The following is a 20,768-nucleotide window of genomic DNA, read 5'->3' on the forward strand; positions in this document are numbered from 1 at the left end:
CCCGTGGCTAGGGAATGCTGTCTCACATTGGAGAATGCTGGATGAGTGAAGCGGATCTCGTATGCGAAAGCGTCGAGTGGGTGAGGTGCGAACTGCGTGACCTCATGGGTAAGCAAAAGAAGGAACGTCCGTGGCTAAAGTGCCCCAATGAGCGGGAGTGGGCCATTGCCAAGCTCTGGGACCCGGACATGTCTGACACGGAGTGGGCATACGTTCTTAAGCTCCTGCGCCCGATCATTGCCGAACGACAGCGCCGGCGCATCTTGGAGGTGATCGGCGGTGCCGCAGCGAATCCAAAAAAGATGCCTCGTCGGAAAATGTAGACCCTGCATGCGGCCGTTGTTTCCTGCTCCGGCGATCTGAAAGATGAAGATGGCAGCCAAATTCAACCAAATTCTCATCGTGGATTCCCTCCCGGAAGGCCAACTCAACACCGCAGCCCGCCTGTTCGCGGATGCCCAAGACTGGGCGCGGGTGATCGGCGACGTTCCTCACATCGCCAGCGTTCGTGTTCCTTCCAGCGGGGCTTTTCTCGATCTGTTGGCCCAGCTTGCTCAGCAAGCATCCAGGGAGCCCTGCGTGCCGTTGCTTCACATCGAGTGCCACGGTGGAGAGGGCGGGCTGGAGTTCGCTGACGGGTCTTGGTTGACGTGGGATGACATGAAGCCGGCGTTCGTAAACCTCAACGTGGCCACGCGCTTGAACCTCATCGTGGTGGTGGCCGCGTGCCATGGCGGCGCGATCGCTGGTTTTGTTCGTGCCGAGCAACGTGCGCCATTTTGGGCTTTCCTGGCTCCAAAGCGACAGATATCTGCAGGTGATCTGGAGGCGGCTCTGTCTGCGTTCTATCAAGCGCTGCTCATGACACGATCGTCAGAGCGCGCGATGGACGCCCTCCGCGCAACCCATGCGGGGCAGGAATTCTGGCAGCTGAGCGCACAAACCATTTATCGATTGATAGTTGAGGGCTACGCAGAACGCCGCCTTACGGAAGATGCTGTGCAGAAGGACGCAGAACGTCTGCGAGCTCGCGCTGCCGCGCATGGCGCGATGTGGTCACAAGCTCAGGTTGAGGCAATGATCCGCGATCCCGGAATCTTTGAAGGATTTCGCCGAGAGTTCTTCATGGTAGATCTGTATCCCGACCACGCAGAGCGCTTCCCCGCCGTGGCGGCTTAGCTTCGAGTCCGCGCGACGACAGGTCATCTGACCCGCACCAACTGGTCCCACCGGGTGGTGTAAGCCGGCGACAAGTTTTTCTGGTTCATGGCCCACACGGGCTTGGCCAGCGCTGGCCCCTTCGATCGCCAGGCCGAGGACGCCATGCCCATGGTGCCCCGGCCGAACTTCGCGTTGGCCTGATCCATGACCTTCATGAGCGCTTGCGAGCGGGGATCGATGCCGGCGAACAGATCGCCTTGGTGGACATCGCCGTGCGTGAGGTCGAGCAACCCCACGCCGGCTTTCTTGTAGCGGTAGCCGGTCTTCCACATCGCCTTGGCCAGCCCTTGAGCCACCAACAGCACTTCGCGGGTGTCGCTCGTCGGGCCGATGAAGTTGAACGCCTTGCTGGGGTGATACTGCGCCGCGCCGGGCTTGAAGGGGTTGGTGTTTAGCCACACCCACACCCCGCTGGCCTGCAGCGAGCGCGACCGCAGCTTCTCGCACGCCCGCTGGGCGAACGTAGACACGGCTTGCTGAAGGTCTTCGAGTGAAGTGACCTCCTGGCCGAACGAGCGACTCACCACGATCTGCTGCCGCTCCGGTTCCACTTCCTCCAGGTCGCTGCACACCACCCCCTGTAGCTCCCTTTGCGTGCGCGCCAGGGTGACCCCGTAGCGGGCCCGCAGGGTGTCGGGATCGGCTCTGGCCAGGTCCGCCGCGGTGAGGATGCCTTCGGTGCCCAGTTTGGCCGTGAGCTTGCGCCCCACGCCCCACACGTCTTCCACCGGATAGGTTTCGAGCTCGGGCGAACCGGGCAGGGCGGTGACCACCCCGTGCGGTGTCTTCTTGGCCAGCTTGTTTGCGAGCTTGGCCAGCGTCTTCGTGGGGCCAATGCCCACGCAACACGGGATGCCCACCCATTGGAGGATCTGGGCACGGGCCTGGCGGGCCATCGCTTCGCGTTGCTCCGCCAGAACGCCGTCGAAGGTCACGAACGATTCGTCGATGGAGTAAACCTCCACGCGCGGGAACCACTCCCGCAGCACCGACACCACCCGACCTGACAGATCGCCGTAGAGACCGAAGTTGGCCGAGAAGATTCGCAGCTGTCGGCGGATGTGGGGCGGCGCCTCGTGGATGGGCTGGCCCATCTTCACTCCAAGATCCTTGCACTCCTGGCTACGGGCGATCGCGCACCCGTCGTTGTTGGACAAAATGCACACCGGCTGGCCGCGCAGGGAGGGATTGAAAACCCGCTCGCAGCTTGCGTAGAAGTTGTTTCCATCCACCAAGCCGAACATGTCAAAGGGTCCTCGGGTCCACGTTGTGCCACTGACTGATTTCTTGCTCCAAGCCATCCCATGTCGCTTGGAGCTGCCGCCTGTCACCGGTGAAGAGCGGCTGATCCAGGTGCGCGAACTGGTCGAACTGCGGATGGGGGAGGACGGTGCCAATGCCACTGAAGCAGAACCACTCGCCCACCAACTGGGCAATCTGGGCCAGTTCCTTGATGGAGCCCTTGGCGTCGTCCAAGTTCCACTGTTGAAGCGCGCGACCGGTGCGGCTGAACTCCGTCGCCGCGTGGGCGATCTCGACGTTGACGTGTTCCACCACGCCGTCCAGGCGTGCCAGACGGCGATCCAACGTATCGAACACCTCTTCCCGAATCAGATCGTCTGGGGTTGACGTTGCGGGAGTGGTTCCGCTCAGCCAGTCGAACACGGCATGCCGTTGGACGGACGGTTCGTAGTGATACTCGCGAGGCACCCAGTGGGCTTGGCCAGGCGCTTGGGCGCGCAGGAACCGCCAATACCGCTCTTCCGTGGCCGAGTAGTTGTATTCCAGGCCAGCGATGTTTTCCACGAACACCCGTCGGGTGATGCGTTGTCGAACTTCTCTTGCATCCATCAGCAGGCCGCCCAGGGAACACACCCCACGTTGGCCGTGGATGGTTTCCCGCTCGGCCAGTCGCCGAACGCCTTGCATGGTGGTGCTCCAGAAGCCGGACACGAGCATTTCCAGCACCATGCCATTGAGCCGCTTGCCTCCATCGGCATCGGGGGCTTGGCGCACCATTTCCACGACGCAGGAGAACGCGGCTAGATCCCACGTCAGCTTGGACAACGCCTTGGAAATGGCGTTGTCGTCGGTGTCGAAGACGCGTTTCCAGAGCTCGATGCGCTGGCGCATCACGCCTCCTGGATGATCGACACCCCAGCCAGTGCGTCGCCGTCGTTTTCGCGGCGCCGCACCTGGGACAACACGCCCTCGAACCGTTCCAGCTCGCCTTCGTCGGTGGCGGCCCGCCGGTAGGTGTCCCCGTCGTCGAGCACGTCCACCACCACGGCCACGCCCGTGCCGTCCTCGGCCAGGGTCACCTGGCTTTCGTAGATGCACGTGCCGGTCCACGAACGCCAGCAGCGCAGCGTTTCCCCGTCCAGCCACACCGCCCACCGATCGTCCATGTCGCGCGGCCAGAGGCCCTCGCGCAGGCGCACCACATCCTCGGCGGTGAAGACATGGCCACACCGGATGGGCCAGCGCGGCCCCTCCATCGGTTTGAGCTTGCTCCAGCGGCTTGCATCGTCCATGTCAGCGCCTCAGTTGTTTTCGGAAGGACCAGGTCACCACGCCCCACACGTCCAGCTCCACGTCTTCCGGCACGACGATGGGAGCGTTGGCGGGATTGCCCGAATGGAGCTCGTATCGGCCTGCGCGCAGGCGCAGCTGTTTCACGGTGAAGCCACCCTCCCAACACACCATGACGATGTCCCCATGGCGGGCGGAGAGTGAGCGATCGACCACCAGGGTGTCGCCCGGGAAAATCCCGAACTCGACCATCGACGTGCCGGTGTCCGCTTCAACGTAGAACGTGGCCACCGGGTTTCGAACGACCCGCTGGTTGATGTCCAGGACGTCCTGCGAGCCGTAGAAGTCCTCAGCAGGCGAGGGGAAGCCACACGTGGCCCGCACCGGCAGCAACGGCAGGTGCAGCGGCAGGGGATGGAGATGGGCGGCGCCTAGGTAACCGGGCGGGAGCGTGGTGTCGAGCATGGCGGAAGTCTCTACAAGTCAGAATCACCCGGTGAGACGCACCGGGGAGACAGGCTAGACCGACGCTCGAGGAGCCGCCAATTAGTATTTCGCTGAACGGGCTGAAGCCCTTGTCACTGCGAGGGTGGGCGAGGCCGTGAAACCGAGGGGGCGGTGCGCAGCGTCGGTTCCACGCGCAAACGCTTAGGGATGATCGGGTGGTCCGAATGCTCTTTGGTCCAGGAGGTCGAGCAATGTCTGCGCCACGTCGAGGGCGGCGCGACCCCATTCGTCGTCGTCGCCATCGAAAGGTTGCTCGCCCGGATCTTCTTTGCCGCCATGGAATAGGTTATTGCGCACGCGCTTGGTCGCTTCCACTAAGGCGCGGGCGTCGGATTGAACTTCGTTGGGTGGCTGAAGAGGGCGAGGCTCGAAGGTTGCCTCGCGCTGGCCACCCGCATTGACGACCACCTGAACTTTCGGTCGATCACGGGCTCCCCCAAGCATCTTCTGACGAGTAACCGACCCCAACCGAAGGACGAAGTCGGCAGGTGGAAACCTGTCCACCTGCGCCTTCACTTCGGACCAGTCCACCATCGCATTGCCGAACCGATCCGCTTTCAGAAATGCATGACGGCGCTTGAGCTGGTATTCGAGCAAGGCGAATGCGCGAAACAATGGGATGGCGAGGTTGTCAGAGACGGGCATGACCACATCGTAGCCCAGCCTCCTGCTACCCCGCAGCCTTCCACGGACGCCCCTGGCGGGCAGCGATATCCGCCGCGTCCTCGACCCCTTTCATCCACCAGTGGGTGTCGTCCAGGTGTGGCAGCGCGCCGCGCTCATCCAGCAGGCGGTCCAGTGCTTCGCATACGGCGAACTCCGCGTCCCGCTCTCGGCTGCCCGGTGGGTGCGCGTGCGCCCGGCCGTGGCGATATGCGGCCAGGGTCTTGGCGCCCATGTTCCGGCCCTGGGCCAACTTCGTGCTCACCAACGGATCAGCCCCGTTGTCCAGTAAGGCGCAAACGGTCGGAGCGTCAGCAGTAAGCAGGGCGACGTGGAACGGCGAGTAGCCACGGGCGTCGTGCGCGTTGGGTTGGGCCCCGCGCCCGATCGCCGCAGCCACCTGAGCGGGGTTGCGCTGTTGGATTGCAGCGAGCAACTCGGTGTTGGCCATGCGTCCTCCTTTCCCACTGGTTTACCGCGGCAGCGGAAACGCGCAAGGGGGCAGGCGTTTGAAAAACTGTGGGGCAACCCCAGCAGTTTTTCGCTTTAGTCGGGAATGCCCACTGGACAGATGGATCTTATCTGCTTGCATGGGGTTGAAGGGATACAAATGTATTCCATGGGGGAGACGGGGATGGGGATCGCGAAAACCATTGATGGGGCGGGAGGAAAAACGCTGAAGCGGTCGAAACGTCCACCCACCCGAAACGCCGAGCTCTACACCGTGACCGTCTACCCCGAGCGAAAGAACGCCGCGATCGCCGTGACTTGGCGCACCCCCACGGGGCATGCGAGAAGCCTTAACCTGGGTTGCCACGCCTTGCGGGTGATCGAAACCCAATCGGGGCTTCCCGACACCAGCAACGGGCAGATCGCCTTTGAGCTTCGCATTCCGTTGCCGATGCTCGTGGCCATCCAGGCAGAAATGGGAATCGATAGCCGGCGGCGGAGGCGGGCCTATGTGCAAGCCATCGAGCGCGCTATCGCCATGACGCGGGAGCTGGGATTCCCAATTGGTGGGGCAAACCCCATCGGGGTTCCCCTCGACTTCAACGGCATGCTGCTCCCCGAAAAGCCGACCCTTGTCACGGACAAGCGGCGAGCCGGGGTCCCAAGGAGGCCATTGTGAAACCAATCAATGGAATCAGGAAACGGGTGAAATGGTGGATTGACGAGCTTCGTGATCTCAATCCCTGGGGGCAAGTGAATTGGTGGATCGAAGCGTTTCGTGATCCCAGAAAGGGCTTGGATGACGACCCCTGTAAGGCGCGAGTGGACTTCTTCCTCTTTACGACGTTTTCCCCCCTCTTGATCCCCTACCTAAGGGTATTGGAGCGCCTCGGAATTCGCGTGGGTGTCAGGACTAAGCGGTGGCAGCGGTTATGGAAGGAGCCGCCTATCTTTCGGTTGTTGCGGTTTCGCCACAAGGAACGGGAACGATTCTATCTGAATGAACTTCAGCAACTGATTGCTGAAGGCGCCGATGTGAATGCTCGGGAGAAGGAAGGCGGAGAGACCGCGCTTCACCTGGCTGCACGATGTGGGCGGGTGGCCGTCTGTCGCGTGCTGTTGGCGGCTGGGGCAGATCCGAATGCCGAGCGTTCCGCGCAAGATTTCTCCGAGGAGGAGGGTATCTGGGTGCCCATCTTTTCGGCTTACCTTGAGAGCAATGTTGAGTTGCTCGAGGTGTTGCTGGAGGCGGGGGCGGACCCCCATGTTGAAGCATGGGTGCGAAAGCTTGCTCCAGAGGAGAAGACGCACCCTGATGCGTGGCTTGAACAGCAACGTCCGGAAATACGCGATCGCCTATGCAGATGGGAAACGGAACAAGAGGCCCTGCGTTTGGATGCGACTCTCCCTGGCGCAACGAAAGCCGTTCCGAATAGTAGGGCACGGCTATGAGGGTGATCCCATGAACCTGCAACTCACATGCATCTGCCGGGAGGACGTGTTCGCCGATGGGTTTTCCTTCGCAGAACTGCTGGACGCGCCCTTGGCCGCGTTGCGCTGGGGTGGTGCGTGGTTGACCCAGTTGAAGCCCGGTGGGCCGGTGACCGAGGGCGCCATGCGGCGCTTTGCTATGGGCCAGGAGCTCGATGGGCAACAGCGGTTGTGGGAAGGCGAAGACCACCACACCTGTGCGGCGGGCTACCGAGTCTCGTTGCGCCTGCCCAAAGGGTTCGCGGCGTTACTGGACACCGACAGCGAGGAGAGGGCACGACTACAGGCTGCCCACCGCCACGCCGTTGACCATGCGCTGTCGTCCCTGCCGTTCCAGCGTGATCACCGGGTGCTCTTCGTTGCATCCGATCGGTTGGAGGATGACTGGACGCACCACTGGTTGTTCGCCATCGCATGCGCACCGAACGGAAAGTGGGAACGGCTTGCGCTGAGCTTGCGGTTGGCGGCCAGCGAGGACGCTTACACCCACGCCATGGGTGCCTTCATGGAAGCGTTGCTGGAGACCAAACGATTGGAGCGCTTCTTCCGCCCAGCCCCCGTGGGCCGACCGAGGCAGAGGCTGTGACGCTGACGTCCAAGCCTCCCTTGACGGCCGTGCTGCCGAAAGTGTCCCTTTCTTCAACCTTGCGCCAGGCATTGGCCGCACGCGCTAGAGCAGCCGGGGTGAGCGAGAGCGAAGCCGTGCGCCAATGGCTCACCGCCTACCTGGCGCGCCCCCAGCTGCTGCGCTCCCCCGTTGCCGGCCCCAGGGACGACCGCCTGCCGCCTATCCGGGCTTCCCGAGACCTGGCCGACCGCGTCCGCCGCGAGGCGCAGCGGCAGCACGTGAGCGTGGCGGAACTCATCCGTCGGGTGGTTGCGTTCCACGCGTTCTGAGGCGCAACTTGGCCACGCTCGGCGGGTGCCACTTGCCCTTCGCCAAGCGTTTCTGCACGAACGCGCGGTAAGCCTCGGGGGAGGGCGGCGATTTGCGTTTGTGCCGGCGTGTGTTGCAGAGCCAGCAGGCGGCAGCGATGTTGCCTACCACGTCCTTGCCGCCTTCTTGTTGGGCGACCAGGTGCTCGGCGGTGCAACGGAGCGGCGTGGCCGTTTTGGCGCGCAGGCCGAACGGCTTTAGTTCATCGGGAGAGGCGTTCCACATCGGCACGCTGCAATAGCAGCACCGGCCCTTCTGGGCGAGGAAAGCCTCGGTTCTCAACCGTTGGAGTTTGGGCATGCTTAGATCTCAAAAGACAGGAAAAACCATCCCGTCGTCGCTTGTGCGATCGAATCGGGAACCTGTTGCCTTGAGCTAAGCAGGCAATACGCCGGGGGCATTTCCCCTCGCGGCAAGGGAGTTATCGCGCCCAGGGGCGATGGGTGTCAAGATGGGCCATGACTACCCTTGGACAGTTGACTGGCCTGCTCGACTCCCTGGAAGCACGTTTTCAGGAGCTGCCAACTTCGAGCTCCCACGGACGGAGAATTTTGGATGGCGTTGGTCGGAGACGCCGATGTGATTGAAAACGAGGCTGGTGACCACATCGATCCCGTGAACCGCTGGATCAACATTATGTTGCGCCGGCACGGGCGCTACTTGGTGGCATTGAGGAGGGGCAGTGAGTCTTTCTAAGCGAATGATGGGGTTGGACGACGAATTGCCGGAGGTTGATTCGGAGGCTTTCAGCGACCTGGACACCTGCGAGGTCGAGGACGACTGGTTGCGCGCAGCCGATCCCGAGCAGCAATCGGCCGCGATGCGGCACTGGCTGATGGCCCGTTACTGCGATCCGGCTAACGAAACCCCCTATAACTCCGAAGTGGGCTACATCTACACCCGCGGTGGTCCCTGGCATCCCCGCGACGTGCTCATGGAGCGCTTTGAAGGGGTTGCCGACTTCGACACGATCGAGCAGCTGGTGGCCGACATCTTCGCCGAGATAGGTGATGAGTTGGCACCGACAGCGCTCACCGCCGAGGAAGACTGGGATGTTGAGGTCGAAACCGCCGACAGCCCCATCCAAGATCTCCGGAAACGGTCGGGCGACCTGATGTTGGTGCTGCAGATGGAAGGGCCCGAGCCCGGCAAGTTTCAGGCAAGGAACTTGGTTTACGCCGCTCTGATCACCGCACTGGAAACTTTCCTGTGGGAAACGGCTGTGTGGTGGCTGGCCAACGAAGCTGGCAGCGTCGACCGTCTGGTGGCCGCACGGGCATCCTTCTCGAGTGATCGCCGGTTGAAAGACATGGTGGGCGGAGAACAGATGGAAATGGAAGGGCGACGACAGCGGATCCACAACGGCATGAAAGACATGGTCTGGCATCGCTGGCGCAGCAACTGGCCGTTCCTCGCGGCTCTGCTGGACGTTGAGATGCCTAGCCATGACACGTATGGCTTCACTGCAGCCGCGTCGAAACGACATGACATCGTTCATCGGTTCGGGCAGAACAAGGATCGCACCGAGGCCGTCTATGCGACCACCGCCGAGGTGGAGGCCCTGGCGGACGCCGTGCTGGCCTTCGCAGATGACTTGAACGCCCGTATTGCGGCGAGAGGGCTTTGACATGTGCCACTCTGACGAAGACGAAGACGAAGACGAAGACGAAGCGAGGGCTTTTCACGATGGGCGCGCCCCGTATTACGAGCTCGTCAAGGCCACAGCCTGATGCGTTTCAGCGAGCGCGAGATCGGCGCGTTGGTGTTGGCCCTTGCCGTGGGCGGTCTGCTGTTCGCATTGCTTGACGAACCCAACCTACCGTCGCGGTGTGCCGACGGTTGGCACTCGCCCTCTATCGGGGAAACCGGTGCGTGTTCACACCACGGTGGCGTTGTGCCTGGGCGCGACCCCACCCCATGGTGGAAACGCGCGCTTCCCCTCGGGGCTGGCTTGGTGATTTTCCTGGTGCCAGCTTGGCGCAACGGGGCGTTTCGACGCCAGACGCATGATCCCATGGCCACCTTCACCGATCCGGTGTCGATGGAGATTCGCCAAGCGATGGAGGAAGGCAGCGATGTTCGCTTCCTCTACACGAAGGAAGGGCAGGTGCCGCAGTGGCGCACCGTGACGCCCTTGGAGTTGACACACCTGCACCGCGCCAGCCATGCGTCCCGGTGCGTATTGGCCTACTGCCATCTGAGGCAAGCCAAGCGTCACTTCGTCCTGTCCCGTATCGAGCAGATGAGTCGCGTGGCGGCTATGCGCCCGTAATCTAACTTCCGGCCACTATTTGGCCTCTACCCAGCCTATGGGCTATAACCCATGGCTCCCTTGAACGGAGGTGCCCCTTGGCCCTGACCACCCTGAAATCCCTCAACGCCGAAATCAAACAGCTCGAAGCCCAGAAGAAGTTGGTGGAGAAGCGCGACGGCGAGGTGCCCAAAGCCCTGGCGGTCCTGCAGAAGTATGCGAAGGTCCTCAGTCCGGCCCAGCGGCGGCAGGTGGCCAAGCTCATCGGAGAAACGATCGACGCCAAGCCGGCGCGTGCCGCCAAGGCCGCCGCGGGTCCCCTCAAGGGACGCAAGCTTGGCAAGGTGGCGCCGAAGTATCGCCTTCCTACCGGTGAGGCGTGGGCAGGCCGTGGCTTGGCCCCCAAGGCCTTCACCGCGTGGGCCAGGTCCGCAGAGGGCAAGGCGTGGGCCCAGGCCAACCCGGGCAGCAAGTTCCCGTCGGCTGATGGGACGGTGAAGAAAGCTCCGGCCAAGGCGGCCAAGACTGCGGGCAAGCCGGTGAAGAAGGCCGCCCAGAGGGCCGTCAAAAAACTTGCGAAGAAGGCCGTCGCCAAGAAGGCCAGCAAGAAGGCCAGCAAGAAGGCCTGATCATGCGCGGCCTGTTTCCCAAGAAGAAGGGCCGGCTCTCGCCCCAAGGTAAGGCCATTGCGGCGGCCCACGCACTCCTGGACACCATGGAGGGCCGCCTTGACGAGAAGGCGGCTGGGCGTTGGTTGCGAGACGAGGTCGGGCTTCAGTGGTCAATGCTGACCTGCGTGCAATACCTCTCGGGAAAGGAAGCCCTCGGGGCGCTAAAGGCGCTGCCGAACGACTGGTCGGAGCGCGGTCGCACCAAGCAGCACCTCCAAGCCGCTTCCATCCTGGCCGCCCATGCCGTCGCAAACATGAGGCAAGACGGGAGAATGCTGTGCGCCAGCGACTTTGCTCACGAATTCAAAGGAAAGACAGTCGAGCAGTGGTTGGCTGAAGCTTCCATTGATGCGGCGAGCGGTGCGGGGCCAAGCGTCTGACAAACTGGCATCGGAGCGTTGGCAGCGGATCCGTCAGCTCAATCTCCGTCCCTGATCGGAGGTGCCCCCAACCCTGGCGCCTCTAGGCATGCTCTGACCTCGCTGGCGCCCATGGTCACCCATTGTGGATAGAGCGCGTTTGGCTCCCGATGCTTTGTCTTGTTGGCATTCCTTGGGCCGGCAATGCAGTGTTCGAGAAGCCCTCTATTTTCAGATCGTTAGCTCCTTCGATCGAGGCCGCGCTCCACCCGGTGGTTCCAAGAATCGGGATCTCAAGCTGGGCGCTTGTCGGCCGCTAACCTCACGGACGACCAGGCTTGTGGTGCCAGTTGCGCAAGGGGGCGGGGGCACAAACTATGTTCTCCACTTTCTCAATCCGTGCGACGAGATTTGGTTCCACTGGCGTCCCAACCAACACAAGGAGCTTCAAGATGGCATTGGATATTTCGGCCGCCCAGGCGCGCGGCAACATGGCCTCGGTGCGCGATCAGTGGGTGTCGGCACACTTGGAGCAGATCACTGCGGTGATTTCGGCCGCCTCCGACAGCGGCGAGATGGCAGCTTCGTATGAGCTCCAGGTGAGTGAGAGCCAAGAGGCTGGGCTTGAGCGAGTCATGGAAGCCTTGACGGTCCAAGGATTCTCTGTAGTTCGGCGTGGTAGGCGCACTGTTGTTAAGAAGTCGGCTGTGCGACGCAGCCTTGCTGACCTCGCTGCCGGCAATCCGGTGCCGGAGGGCGAGACGGGTCACAAGGAAGATGTGGTGTTGGATATCAGCTGGGCCGATGAGGAGGAAGTGTCCGAAGACGCAAGTGGTTTCAGCCTGCCGCTGACCCCGGCGCCGTTGATCTGATCACCTCGCCAAGCGAAAGGAGCTCGTTTTGAACACGATTGTTTCGGCTGCAGACCTCCGCCGGACGGCGCAGCAGCGTTCCGACGCCTGGGCGGACAAGGTTCTGTCCACGTTGACCACCCACATCGATGCAGCGTCCCGCGGCGGGCATGGCGCGTTGCGCTTTGCGATGGATACCCCAGTGATCGCTGGCGGGCTGGAGCGGGTGTTGAAATCACTCGATGCTCAGGGTTTTGTGGTCACCAACGTCGCGGGGGAGGGTGAATCCCCGATTCTGATGATCCGTTGGGATGAGACTGCTGCGTCCGTGGTCATGGGCACGGTGGCGTTGTCCGATCCGCCCGGTATCGGCAACCTGTATGAAATGTTGTCAACGTCGGCGGTAGCCGTCGCCTTGGAACGCACCCAGATCAACAAGTTCCACACCAAAGGTGGAACGGGCTTCGCCGCCGAAGAGGCAAACGCGTTTGCCGACACCCTTGCTGGCCGTAAGGTTGAGCAGGTTGGCGCGGACAATTCGCTCAATGGCCCGGATCGAATCGTCGATGGCGTTCGGATTCAGACCAAGTATTTCGCGACGGCGAGGGAAACGGTTGGATCGGCGTTTGGAGCGGATGGGTATCGATACGAAGGGCAGTTGCTCGAAGTGCCCTCCGATCAGTATGAGGACGCAATCGAGCTGATGCGCAAGCGCATCAGCAGCGGTCAGGTGCCGGGGATCAGCGATCCGGCGGAAGCCGAGCGCATCATCAAGAAAGGCAGCACGACTTACCGCCAGGCGAGGAACATCGCCCGAGCCGGCAACATCGATAGCCTGACTTACGACATGAAGACGCAGAGCATCGCCTCCAGCTATGCGTTTGCGATCTCCTTCTCCATCAACTTCGCTCGGCAAAAGTGGGATGGGCGAACCAACATGGAGGCGCTCAATGGTGCGCTGACCATGGCACTGGAATCCGGTGCAACTTCCTTTGTTTCTGGGATTGCCACCGCCCAGATCCTGCGAACCAAGGCCGCGGCCATCGGAGTGGTGGCGGCCCGTGATGGGGTCAAGTTCGTGTCCCAGAGCGCCCTTGGCCGCAGTGCAATTCAGAAGGTCGCTCAGGTGTCCTTGGGCAAGGCTGTCTACGGGGCCGCTGCGGTCAACCACGTCGCCAAGCTGTTGCGGACCAACGCCGTCACAGGGGCTGTGACCACTGCCGTGATTTCTGGCCCGGACTTCTACCGGGCTGCGTTCAGTCGCAACATTTCTTGGGCGCAGTTCGGTAAGAATCTGGCGGTCAACGGCGCAAGCGTAGCGGGCGGTGCTGGCGGCTGGATGGCTGGCGCTGCGGGTGGGGCCGCCGTTGGTTCGGTGGTTCCGGTCATTGGCACCGCCGCTGGTGGGGTGATCGGTGGCATTCTGGGAGCGCTGGCGGGTGGCACTGCTTCCAGTGTGGCGTCCAAATACCTGCTTGATGGGCTGGTGGAGGACGACGCCAAGGAGATGCTACGCCTGCTTCCTGGCTATGTAGAAGCCGTGGCGAACGACTACTTGCTGTCCGAATCGGAGACCAACGCGTTGGTTGAGATCATCAAGTCTCGGCTCAATGCGGCATTCTTGAGGGACATGTATGCGAGCAAGGACAGGGCTCGGTTTGTCTACCAAGCCTTCGAACCGGATTGCGAGAAGATGGCCAAGGCCCGCCCAACGATCACGCTGCCGAAGGAGACCGTCGTTCAGGCTTCCCTCGACGAGATCGAGGAAGAGGTGCTGAACCAGGTTGAGTGACGCGGCTGGCCGTGGCCCGGTGAGTTGTCGCCGGGCCACTAGGTTGGGAGTGCTGAAAGTTTCGTCGAGCGCGCCTAAGAAAAGACCCCGCGCCTGATCAGGCGCGGGGTCTCCTTTTGCTCCGTTGGCATCTCTGCGTCGCGGTGTCAGTCCTGGTGCTTCTGGCCGCTGTTCTCCACCTTGGTCACCTTAACGATGGTCGCGTTGTCGATGTCAAAGTCTCCGGTGATGGCGCAAATATCGTCGATCTTGCAAGCAGCAAAGATCTTGGGTGCAACGTTCTTGTCTTCCATCTCGAAATCGAAGGTGCCTGCATCCGGCGTTTCAAAGTTGCAGATCATCGACCCGCATCCATAGTGGCCGACGATGCGTTCACCCTTCAGGATTTCCGCATGGGCAAGCGCTGGCAGGGCCAGGGCCGCAACGAGAGCGAGGGTGGCGGTGCGATAAGAGAGTTTCATCCCGAGTCCTTGAGAAGTTGTCAGTTTGCTTGGGGTCAAGCATGCCCGAGCCATTGTCTGGCACTTTGGTGTATCGGAAGGACATCGGGAATCTTTAGGTTCTACGTTTTTAGTTCGCCAAACGAGCCCGACAGCGGTCGCCATGTTCCTTCAGATGTGCAGGGTTAGGTCGATTCGTGGCCAGCTGGGGGAGCCGCAAGGGAACGCCCTGCAGGTGGGCGTAGTCCGTCTGCAACAGCGATGGAGCCAAAGCAACGGTTTGTTCCTCGGTAACCCAAAGCAACCCGCAATCGAACAGCGTGTGAAGGTCTGCACGCAGCAGTAAGCCGTTGTCGATTCGGTCAGTGTGGTCACCGCGATAGGGCAGCACATGGGCTGCTTCCAACACCTCCACGGCTGAGCAGCCAGTGATGGCGCAACGGCTTCCGTAGGCATCGAGCAGTCTGGCGCGGAAAAGCGGCTGGCCGCGGCGCTGGGCCACGGCCCTCATGCTCCAGACGCGTGCATCGTGTTCTGAGTCGAGGGGAGGCTGATGCTCGAAGGCTTCTTGTTGTGCCTGTGCCTCGACCTTCAATTCGGGAGTCGATGCAATCTTGACCGCAACCCATGCGCCGTCATGCTTCTGCTGCAGGCTCCAGTGGCCATGGACGTTGGCGTTGAAGGGTTCATACGTCACCCCATGTTGCTTTCCTTGGCGGAACACCAGATCCTGGGGGTGGCTTGAAGTGGAGCGCCAGTCTGTTCGAGCCTTGTTGTGATGCCTGCGATTTGCATCGTTCACCGTCAGCAGCGTGAGGTTATCGCCGGCGTCAGAGTGGTTTTCGGTGGGGTAGCGCTCTTTCAACCAAGCGCGGATGTCCGCGATCGAGGACGGGCCTCCAAGCGCTGTGACAGCCTCGGCCACGTGCCAGTATTTGACCGGGGCTCGATCACTTCTGTTTCCGTCGCTCTTGGGCGTCGCCGCTACGCGTTCGAACGTCAACTCAAATCCGTCGGAGTTCAGTGAGGCCACCTGGCCTACTAAGCTGAAGTCGGGCTCAAAATCGTTGCGCACACGGGCTGCATTGCCCGCCGTGACTTCATCGGGCCTTTCAGACGTAGCCACCACGACACGGATGGGCAGCCCCTCATCCAGGGCTTGTTGGAGATGGCGTCGGAAGAAATGCTTTCCCTGTCCCTTCCACTGAGACGTATCACCAACGTAGCGCGATCGGTCCGGCTGGAAGTTGTGCGCCCAGAGACTTACCACCACTTGACGTGGATCGCCCCCAACGGCAGAGGAAGTGAACTGAGGGTTCTTCAGTTCCACGCCATACTGGCGGAACGCCTCTGTGATTCGCATGCTGAGTTCCTTAGATTGGTTTCCAAGAGGATGTAGGGTCTAGGACTGCGAGGTAGTGGCCTGCGGACAGCTTTTCGATCGAAGTAAGAAAGTGCCGGCGCAGGACGGGGTCCGTCGCGAGCTGGCCATGGATTGCAGAAAGGAATGCTTCCCGGTCCTCCCTCAGCCCGTCAAACGACCGCTGGATCGCGGCTTCAAAGTCTTCGTCTGGATGCTGCTGGCTGCGCGAGAACGTTGGCAGTGGGGTGTTCAACGGCGGCCGAGCGTCTTCGGGAGCGTCCCGGTGTGCCTCAATTGCTTCCGACAGCGATTCGTAAGCTTCTCTGAAGCGAGGGTCTTTCAGTTCTTCTTCCAGAGAGATTGCGGATCGCGCGAGATCCAACGCGCTTTCTATCGCGCTTCTTTCAACGAAGATTCGGTGCTTCAAGTCGGACGTCGCGCTTTGCACAGCGCTGGCGCGGGAAACGTTGCGGTTGATTTCCGCCAGCCCATTGTTGAAGGATTCGAGCATGGAGAAAAGCGTTCGCCTGGGAGATGCAGGCTGGGGAACGGAGGCGGGGCGGACTGGCCGGCTCGGAGGCACCACCGACGCGCGTTTGTGGGGCGACGGTGGAGTGGTGGGGAGGGAGCGGGCTGCACCGCGCCGCGTCGGCTTGTAGCTGCAAACGGGGAAGTTGGAACAGGCGCGAAACTCCCCGTAAGGGCCCGTGCGCAGCACCAAGACTCCTTGCTTGCAGGCCGGGCAGGGCGTTTCCTCGACGGCCTCGCCATCGGTGTTGGTGAGCACCACGGCCCCGTCTTCTTCCAGTTCGCGAAGGAACGTCGAGCATTGCCCCTGGGCGGTAAACATCGCCACGGTGCGCCGAGCCCGGGTAAGGGCCACGTAGAACAGCCGGCGCTCTTCGCCCAGCGGGAAGGTGTCTCCTTCGGGCATGGCAAGGGCCAATACCGGATCGTCGGTGCGGGTGTTGGGGAAGCTGCGCCGACGTGGGGCGCTGATCATTTCCGGGAGGATGACGTAGTCCGCTTCGCTGCCCTTGGAGCGGTGGATGGTCAGGAAGGACACGTCCACCCAACGGTTGAACCGGCCTTGCCTCATCGGCACATACTGCCGATCAGCGTTGTAGCGGCCCAAGACGTAAACCGACACCTTGCCGTTGCGCCCCGGTGGGATCGTGCCTTCGCGCACGCCCTCGGCCAGGTTCACCACGAATTGGTCAATTGCATCGGCCAATTTGTCCTTGCTGTCCACCTGGAGCGCTTGGAGCACTGGGCCATGGGCAGGGGTGGCCGAATGCACTTGCTTGGCAATCTGCCCCGGGTTCTTGGAGACAAACGCACCGGAGACGTCGCACAGTGCCTGGGGGCAGCGGAACGTTTGCTCCAGCTTGAGCACCTGGCCGTGGCCAAACCACTGGCGAAAGCCGGTCATCACCGACACGTCCGCGCCGGCAAAGCGGTTGATCGACTGCCAGTCGTCGCCCACGGCGAAGAAGAAGCGGCCCTTGTCTTGGACCAACGCGCGGCACAACCGTGCGCGGGCGCGCGACGCATCTTGGAACTCGTCGGCCATCACCAGGTCGTAAGGCGATTCCACGCGGCCGCTTTCCAGGTGGCCGGCGGCGAGGTTGAGCATGTCCTCAAAGTCGATGCCATCCTCTGCTGCCAAGGCTTCGTCCCACGCCGCCATCACCGGAGCCGCAATGTCCAGGAACATCTGGTAGCGCAGCTTGAAGGTGTCGGTGGGCATCGCGTCCAGCCGTTCCTGCAAATCCGAGGCGCTCAGGCCGTTGCTCTTGGCGTGGCTCATGAACGTGCGCACCAGCCCAATGAGCTCGACCGATGCCATAGGCTGCTGGCCTTCCTTGGGAATCTCCCGGTCGGGGTTCGGATCGAACACCAACCCACGGGCGGTCAGTTCGCGCTCCAGCCGATCAAAATCGTCGCTGTGGCGCAACCCGTGGCTGGTGGTTTCAAACAGCTCGGTGCCTTTGTCCGCGTGGAGTTGCCGCTTCCAAATCACTCCTTCCAAGTAACCTTCGAAGTGCGCTGGTGGCACGCCGTTGGCGTCGAGCGCGAAGTGCTCGTGGAACAGGTTCAAGTCGGGGTAGTAGAAATCGGGCTTGTATTGCCGGTGCGTTTCGTCGGCGGTTCGGTGGGGGTAGGGGGCCTCGTAGCGGTAATCGACTCCGTTCAAGAAGAGCAGGTTGGCGATCATCACCTCTTCCACGCTCTTCACCCGCTCGCCGCGGTTGGTGACCAGCGCGCCCTTGCCCTGGGCGTCCCACACGTCCGACGGCTCCGGTGCACCAAACGCCGGAAGGTCCTTGCCAAAGACGAAGCGGAACAGGTCCCACTGGCGGCGGAACGTGGGGGACCGGTCTTTGAGCTGGTCCACGATGTCGGTGAGCTTTCGAACCCCGCCGGCCGCGTCGGTGGCCCAGTCGGGAATGTCGGGCTTTTCCCCGGTGGCCTTGCCGATGAGGCGCAAACCCAGCGCGTGGAAGGTGGACGCCTCTACGGTCACGTCCGCCATGCCCAAACGCTCAAACGCCAAGCCCGCGCGTTCCTTGAGTTCTTCGGCGGCCTGTTTGTTGAACGCCAGCAGGACGATCCGTTTGGGATCCACGAACCCGCGTTGGATGGCGTAGGCCGCCTTGGCCACCATCGTGGAGGTCTTGCCCGAGCCGGCCGAGGCCACCACCTGCACGCGGTTGTCGAAGCACACCACGGCCCTTGCCTGTTCTGGGGTGAGCGGTTTGCTCTCCACCCGATCCAGCAAGTCTTTGCAGGCCACCAGCTCGCGTTCCACGTGGGCAGCGTTGAGCGCGGCCCAAGCAGGGCGGTGGTCGGCTTCCCACGCGGCCAGCGAGCGTTCGATCGCCTGGGCAGCCGGTCCCAACCGAACCGCCACGCCGGGCTTCTTCAGGCGCGATCGGAGGACGGCCGGGTCAACCGTGGGGCGGGCAGCGAGGACATCCTCCTGCTGCTCGTGGGTGAACCAGCGGCGTTGCTCGAAGCAACCCCGCTCTTGTTCTGCCTTGTGGTCCAGCCATGCGTCGATCGTGCCCTGTTGGTCCTTGAGGAACGCCACGTCCTCACGCAGGCGCTTCTCCTTCAACGTCACGTTCAACGCTTGAACCAAATCGGCGCCTTGGGCGTTGGGCAACCCGTCGGCCCTTACTTCCCGGCCCTGTCCAGGATGGAACGTGATGTCGGTCCAGAAGGTGCCGGCGTTAACGCGGTAAGTGGCCTCGTCCTCGACGTTGACCCGATAGGTGCGCCCGTCCAGCGCCAGGGCGAGCTCCAGGCCGTCCAAGCGCAAGCGCCAATCCGATGATCCCGTTACGCGCTGGCCCATCCACGACGGGGTCCATTCCTTCGCCATCCTTTTGCTGTCCATGCCCCGCGATCATCCAACGCTAAAGTGAGAAGCCGATCACGTCATGATAAAGCGTGAATGCCTGTGCGGGCGGCCACCTTGGCTAACCCCGGGTGCCAAGTCCCCTTGGCCATGCGCTGCTGGACGCGGGCGCGATATGCACCGGGTGAGGGAGCTGGGGTGGGGCGCTTGTGGCGCCGCAGGTTGCACAGGTGGCACGCGGCAACGACATTGCCCGCCACGTCCTTCCCGCCGTCCTGACGGGCCAGCAGGTGTTCGGCCGTGCATTGGAAGGGCGCTGCCGAACGGCGGCTCAGGCCCAACTCGTCGGGCGAGCACAGCCACATCGGACCGCTGCAGTAGTAGCAGCGGCCTTGCTGGGCGTGGAAAGAACGGGTGCGCAGGATTTTGAGGGTCTTCGTGCTCAACGGTGGGCTCCGGAATCGAAAAGGATTCCCGCGCCCCCATTGGGTGGACCTCGGGCACCCGGAGCCTATTGGCTATGCGGGCACAACACCGACGCTTTAGCGACCGGCAGGGGTTTTATACGCCGTGCCACGGGCCTGAGCAAGAGGGCGCCACTCACAAGTGGCCGTAGTCTCGGTTAGAACAACCCCGCTGAATCCAGGTGGTGATGTTGGCCCGGCAGAGATCCTCGTCCTGTCCGTCCACGTTGGTCATGCCCGATGGCGGCGCGGACCACATCTTCTGCAGCACGTAACGAGGCTCAACGCCCATGCTGGTCAGGTAGCCAACTATTTGCCGGTAGGGCTGGCTGTCAAAGGGGATGGCATGACCATCGGGTGTGTAGATCTGATGGAATCCGAGCTTGGGATAGGGCGACCAGTTCTGCCGTTCAACCCCAGCCATGAAGACCAATGGGCAGGCGGAGTAGCAGTTGTTGTAGAGGGTGGTGTCCAGCCGCTTGCGTCGAATGTAAGCACCGGCCTTCATGGCTTCATCGACGTAGCCCCCGCCGCTTCCCAGCATCACCACTTCTACCGTGGGGTTGGCCTCGATGGCGTCTTCGATCTTCTGTGCAAAACCGGCCTCAATATCACCCAACACCTTCAGGGCATGGCCCTCGTTCGTCACCACATAGAACGAGGATTGTCCCTCCTGCTTGATGTAGGCCTTGGGCAGGCCAAGCTGGCCGGCACAGTCCAGGTTCCAAGTGATCACACGTTCGTCGTGCGGCATGTCCAGCATGCGCTGAGCAACGCTGGCGAAGTTGCCTAGGGAGTTGCCCATGATTCGGAGGTCTGAAGCATTCTCGGTGGATTGAGTCTCGTAGTCCGGCTCGTATTCGATAGCCAGCGGGGTTACCAAGTCCGCCTTGTCCAGCAGCTGGCCGAGCACAAAGCACGTGTGCTCAGGGATGTGGATTTCGTTGAACGCCGTGCCGGCCGAACTTGCCCCATCGATGGACACGCCAGCCTGGAACACCTTGGTGCCCAATGCGTCCCTTTCTTTGATCAGCTTTCTCAGCCGCGCCACCACTGCCGGATCATCGGCGTGCCCCTTCGGTTCCTCGGCGGCGGGAGCACGCTCTTCCACCGGCACCGGTTTCGTTTCCGGTTCGGGAATCGGCTCGGGTAAGACCGGAGCGGGAGTCGGTGCCGCCACGGGCGGCGAGGGTGGTGTGGGCGCGTTGCATCCCGCGAGCATGGCCACGAGGGCCAGGCCAATGATCCGTTGGCTCATGGTGGTGTCTTCCCCTGTCGGGGGAAAGGATACCGGAAAGAGATCTTCACCACTTTTCAAATGAAAACCCTTGTGCAGCAAGGGTTCTTCGGTTTTTCGGATTGGTGGGCATAAGTATTACGTCAAGCCCGCTCGGCTTCGACGTTAACTGATG

At 62.1% G+C, this 20,768-nt stretch carries 22 protein-coding genes and 1 pseudogene; 11 read left to right on the plus strand and 12 right to left on the minus strand.

From position 1 onward, the window contains the following. Positions 1–41: 41 nt before the first annotated feature. Together CR156_RS03360 and CR156_RS03365 are read left to right on the plus strand one after the other, a co-directional pair. Positions 42–323: a hypothetical protein gene (locus CR156_RS03360; RefSeq protein ID WP_100551902.1), complete on the plus strand. Its 282-nt coding sequence runs from the start codon at positions 42–44 to the stop codon at positions 321–323. A gap of 49 nt (positions 324–372) precedes the next feature. Then, positions 373–1,179, plus strand: a complete 807-nt coding sequence (locus tag CR156_RS03365; protein WP_133120047.1) for a hypothetical protein — start codon at positions 373–375, stop codon at positions 1,177–1,179. 23 nt (positions 1,180–1,202) lie between these two features. Here the strand turns inward: CR156_RS03365 and CR156_RS03370 are convergent, their stop codons facing one another. From CR156_RS03370 to CR156_RS03395, 6 genes are all read right to left on the minus strand, one after another. Then, on the minus strand, positions 1,203–2,465 hold the full coding sequence (locus CR156_RS03370) for a Y-family DNA polymerase (protein ID WP_100551904.1): 1,263 nt from the start codon (positions 2,463–2,465) through the stop codon (positions 1,203–1,205). A gap of 1 nt (position 2,466) precedes the next feature. After that, positions 2,467–3,354 carry a hypothetical protein gene (locus CR156_RS03375; protein WP_099490558.1) on the minus strand — a complete coding sequence of 296 codons (888 nt, stop codon included), beginning with the start codon at positions 3,352–3,354 and terminating at the stop codon, positions 2,467–2,469. Next, positions 3,354–3,755, minus strand: a complete 402-nt coding sequence (locus tag CR156_RS03380; protein WP_088475676.1) for a hypothetical protein — start codon at positions 3,753–3,755, stop codon at positions 3,354–3,356. The genes CR156_RS03375 and CR156_RS03380 overlap by 1 nt, the downstream gene beginning before the upstream one ends. A gap of 1 nt (position 3,756) precedes the next feature. Next, positions 3,757–4,218, minus strand: coding sequence for a LexA family protein (locus tag CR156_RS03385; RefSeq protein WP_100551905.1), 462 nt, complete (start codon positions 4,216–4,218; stop codon positions 3,757–3,759). 183 nt (positions 4,219–4,401) lie between these two features. Continuing rightward, entirely contained in the window at positions 4,402–4,905 is a 504-nt protein-coding gene (locus CR156_RS03390; protein WP_241876495.1) for a hypothetical protein, read from the minus strand. 25 nt (positions 4,906–4,930) lie between these two features. After that, the gene (locus CR156_RS03395) at positions 4,931–5,374 is read right to left on the minus strand and encodes an ankyrin repeat domain-containing protein (protein WP_099490557.1); all 444 of its coding nucleotides are present in this window, start codon (positions 5,372–5,374) and stop codon (positions 4,931–4,933) included. 183 nt (positions 5,375–5,557) lie between these two features. On the opposite strand from CR156_RS03395, the gene CR156_RS22850 reads away from it, so the two are divergent. Genes CR156_RS22850 through CR156_RS03405 form a run of 3 tightly spaced genes read left to right on the plus strand, consistent with a single transcriptional unit; the run spans position 5,558 to position 7,450 of the window. Continuing rightward, on the plus strand, positions 5,558–6,052 hold the full coding sequence (locus CR156_RS22850; RefSeq protein WP_158230162.1) for a hypothetical protein: 495 nt from the start codon (positions 5,558–5,560) through the stop codon (positions 6,050–6,052). Beyond that, positions 6,049–6,825, plus strand: a complete 777-nt coding sequence (locus tag CR156_RS03400; protein ID WP_158229706.1) for an ankyrin repeat domain-containing protein — start codon at positions 6,049–6,051, stop codon at positions 6,823–6,825. The genes CR156_RS22850 and CR156_RS03400 overlap by 4 nt, the downstream gene beginning before the upstream one ends. Before the next feature lie 10 nt (positions 6,826–6,835). Continuing rightward, a complete protein-coding gene (locus tag CR156_RS03405) occupies positions 6,836–7,450 on the plus strand; it encodes a relaxase domain-containing protein (RefSeq protein ID WP_088475672.1) in 615 nt (204 codons plus the stop codon). 276 nt (positions 7,451–7,726) lie between these two features. Here the strand turns inward: CR156_RS03405 and CR156_RS03415 are convergent, their stop codons facing one another. Beyond that, complete coding sequence (locus tag CR156_RS03415) at positions 7,727–8,101, minus strand: HNH endonuclease (protein ID WP_099490556.1); 375 nt, start codon at positions 8,099–8,101, stop codon at positions 7,727–7,729. 382 nt (positions 8,102–8,483) lie between these two features. On the opposite strand from CR156_RS03415, the gene CR156_RS03420 reads away from it, so the two are divergent. From CR156_RS03420 to CR156_RS03445, 6 genes are all read left to right on the plus strand, one after another. Further along, a complete protein-coding gene (locus CR156_RS03420; RefSeq protein ID WP_133120048.1) occupies positions 8,484–9,428 on the plus strand; it encodes a hypothetical protein in 945 nt (314 codons plus the stop codon). Between the two features lie 387 nt (positions 9,429–9,815). After that, on the plus strand, positions 9,816–10,073 hold the full coding sequence (locus tag CR156_RS22860; RefSeq protein WP_165780967.1) for a WYL domain-containing protein: 258 nt from the start codon (positions 9,816–9,818) through the stop codon (positions 10,071–10,073). A 77-nt stretch (positions 10,074–10,150) separates the two neighbouring features. Beyond that, the gene (locus tag CR156_RS03430; protein WP_100551909.1) at positions 10,151–10,681 is read left to right on the plus strand and encodes an H-NS family nucleoid-associated regulatory protein; all 531 of its coding nucleotides are present in this window, start codon (positions 10,151–10,153) and stop codon (positions 10,679–10,681) included. A gap of 2 nt (positions 10,682–10,683) precedes the next feature. After that, positions 10,684–11,103, plus strand: coding sequence for a hypothetical protein (locus CR156_RS03435; protein ID WP_100551910.1), 420 nt, complete (start codon positions 10,684–10,686; stop codon positions 11,101–11,103). A gap of 431 nt (positions 11,104–11,534) precedes the next feature. Further along, positions 11,535–11,954 (plus strand): hypothetical protein, encoded by a 420-nt coding sequence (locus CR156_RS03440; protein ID WP_100551911.1) that lies wholly within the window; start codon positions 11,535–11,537, stop codon positions 11,952–11,954. 28 nt (positions 11,955–11,982) lie between these two features. Beyond that, positions 11,983–13,725, plus strand: coding sequence for a hypothetical protein (locus tag CR156_RS03445; RefSeq protein ID WP_100551912.1), 1,743 nt, complete (start codon positions 11,983–11,985; stop codon positions 13,723–13,725). A gap of 146 nt (positions 13,726–13,871) precedes the next feature. Here the strand turns inward: CR156_RS03445 and CR156_RS03450 are convergent, their stop codons facing one another. From CR156_RS03450 to CR156_RS03470, 5 genes and pseudogenes are all read right to left on the minus strand, one after another. Beyond that, positions 13,872–14,186 (minus strand): hypothetical protein, encoded by a 315-nt coding sequence (locus CR156_RS03450; protein WP_100551913.1) that lies wholly within the window; start codon positions 14,184–14,186, stop codon positions 13,872–13,874. A 109-nt stretch (positions 14,187–14,295) separates the two neighbouring features. Continuing rightward, positions 14,296–15,528: an HNH endonuclease gene (locus tag CR156_RS23045; protein ID WP_207764187.1), complete on the minus strand. Its 1,233-nt coding sequence runs from the start codon at positions 15,526–15,528 to the stop codon at positions 14,296–14,298. Between the two features lie 637 nt (positions 15,529–16,165). After that, a pseudogene (locus CR156_RS03460) lies at positions 16,166–18,916 on the minus strand (UvrD-helicase domain-containing protein); the annotation flags it as partial. A 56-nt stretch (positions 18,917–18,972) separates the two neighbouring features. Beyond that, positions 18,973–19,338: an HNH endonuclease gene (locus CR156_RS03465; RefSeq protein WP_100551914.1), complete on the minus strand. Its 366-nt coding sequence runs from the start codon at positions 19,336–19,338 to the stop codon at positions 18,973–18,975. A 154-nt stretch (positions 19,339–19,492) separates the two neighbouring features. Continuing rightward, entirely contained in the window at positions 19,493–20,695 is a 1,203-nt protein-coding gene (locus CR156_RS03470) for a COG3904 family protein (RefSeq protein WP_133120049.1), read from the minus strand. Between the last annotated feature and the right edge of the window lie 73 nt (positions 20,696–20,768).

It is taken from the genome of Stenotrophomonas lactitubi, from assembly GCF_002803515.1.
Taxonomy (GTDB): Bacteria; Pseudomonadota; Gammaproteobacteria; order Xanthomonadales; family Xanthomonadaceae; genus Stenotrophomonas; species Stenotrophomonas lactitubi.

What these genes read in the sequence shown, in the direction of transcription:
- CR156_RS03405 (WP_088475672.1), top strand. Translation starts at nt 6,836, where the DNA reads ATGAACCTGCAACTCACATGCATCTGCCGGGAGGACGTGTTCGCCGAT.
- CR156_RS03440 (WP_100551911.1), top strand. Translation starts at nt 11,535, where the DNA reads ATGGCATTGGATATTTCGGCCGCCCAGGCGCGCGGCAACATGGCCTCG.
- CR156_RS03390 (WP_241876495.1), bottom strand. Translation starts at nt 4,905, where the DNA reads ATGCCCGTCTCTGACAACCTCGCCATCCCATTGTTTCGCGCATTCGCC.
- CR156_RS03415 (WP_099490556.1), bottom strand. Translation starts at nt 8,101, where the DNA reads ATGCCCAAACTCCAACGGTTGAGAACCGAGGCTTTCCTCGCCCAGAAG.
- CR156_RS03395 (WP_099490557.1), bottom strand. Translation starts at nt 5,374, where the DNA reads ATGGCCAACACCGAGTTGCTCGCTGCAATCCAACAGCGCAACCCCGCT.
- CR156_RS03370 (WP_100551904.1), bottom strand. Translation starts at nt 2,465, where the DNA reads ATGTTCGGCTTGGTGGATGGAAACAACTTCTACGCAAGCTGCGAGCGG.
- CR156_RS03385 (WP_100551905.1), bottom strand. Translation starts at nt 4,218, where the DNA reads ATGCTCGACACCACGCTCCCGCCCGGTTACCTAGGCGCCGCCCATCTC.
- CR156_RS03380 (WP_088475676.1), bottom strand. Translation starts at nt 3,755, where the DNA reads ATGGACGATGCAAGCCGCTGGAGCAAGCTCAAACCGATGGAGGGGCCG.
- CR156_RS03365 (WP_133120047.1), top strand. Translation starts at nt 373, where the DNA reads ATGGCAGCCAAATTCAACCAAATTCTCATCGTGGATTCCCTCCCGGAA.
- CR156_RS22860 (WP_165780967.1), top strand. Translation starts at nt 9,816, where the DNA reads ATGGCCACCTTCACCGATCCGGTGTCGATGGAGATTCGCCAAGCGATG.
- CR156_RS03360 (WP_100551902.1), top strand. Translation starts at nt 42, where the DNA reads ATGAGTGAAGCGGATCTCGTATGCGAAAGCGTCGAGTGGGTGAGGTGC.
- CR156_RS03435 (WP_100551910.1), top strand. Translation starts at nt 10,684, where the DNA reads ATGCGCGGCCTGTTTCCCAAGAAGAAGGGCCGGCTCTCGCCCCAAGGT.
- CR156_RS03450 (WP_100551913.1), bottom strand. Translation starts at nt 14,186, where the DNA reads ATGAAACTCTCTTATCGCACCGCCACCCTCGCTCTCGTTGCGGCCCTG.
- CR156_RS03375 (WP_099490558.1), bottom strand. Translation starts at nt 3,354, where the DNA reads ATGCGCCAGCGCATCGAGCTCTGGAAACGCGTCTTCGACACCGACGAC.
- CR156_RS23045 (WP_207764187.1), bottom strand. Translation starts at nt 15,528, where the DNA reads ATGCGAATCACAGAGGCGTTCCGCCAGTATGGCGTGGAACTGAAGAAC.
- CR156_RS22850 (WP_158230162.1), top strand. Translation starts at nt 5,558, where the DNA reads ATGGGGATCGCGAAAACCATTGATGGGGCGGGAGGAAAAACGCTGAAG.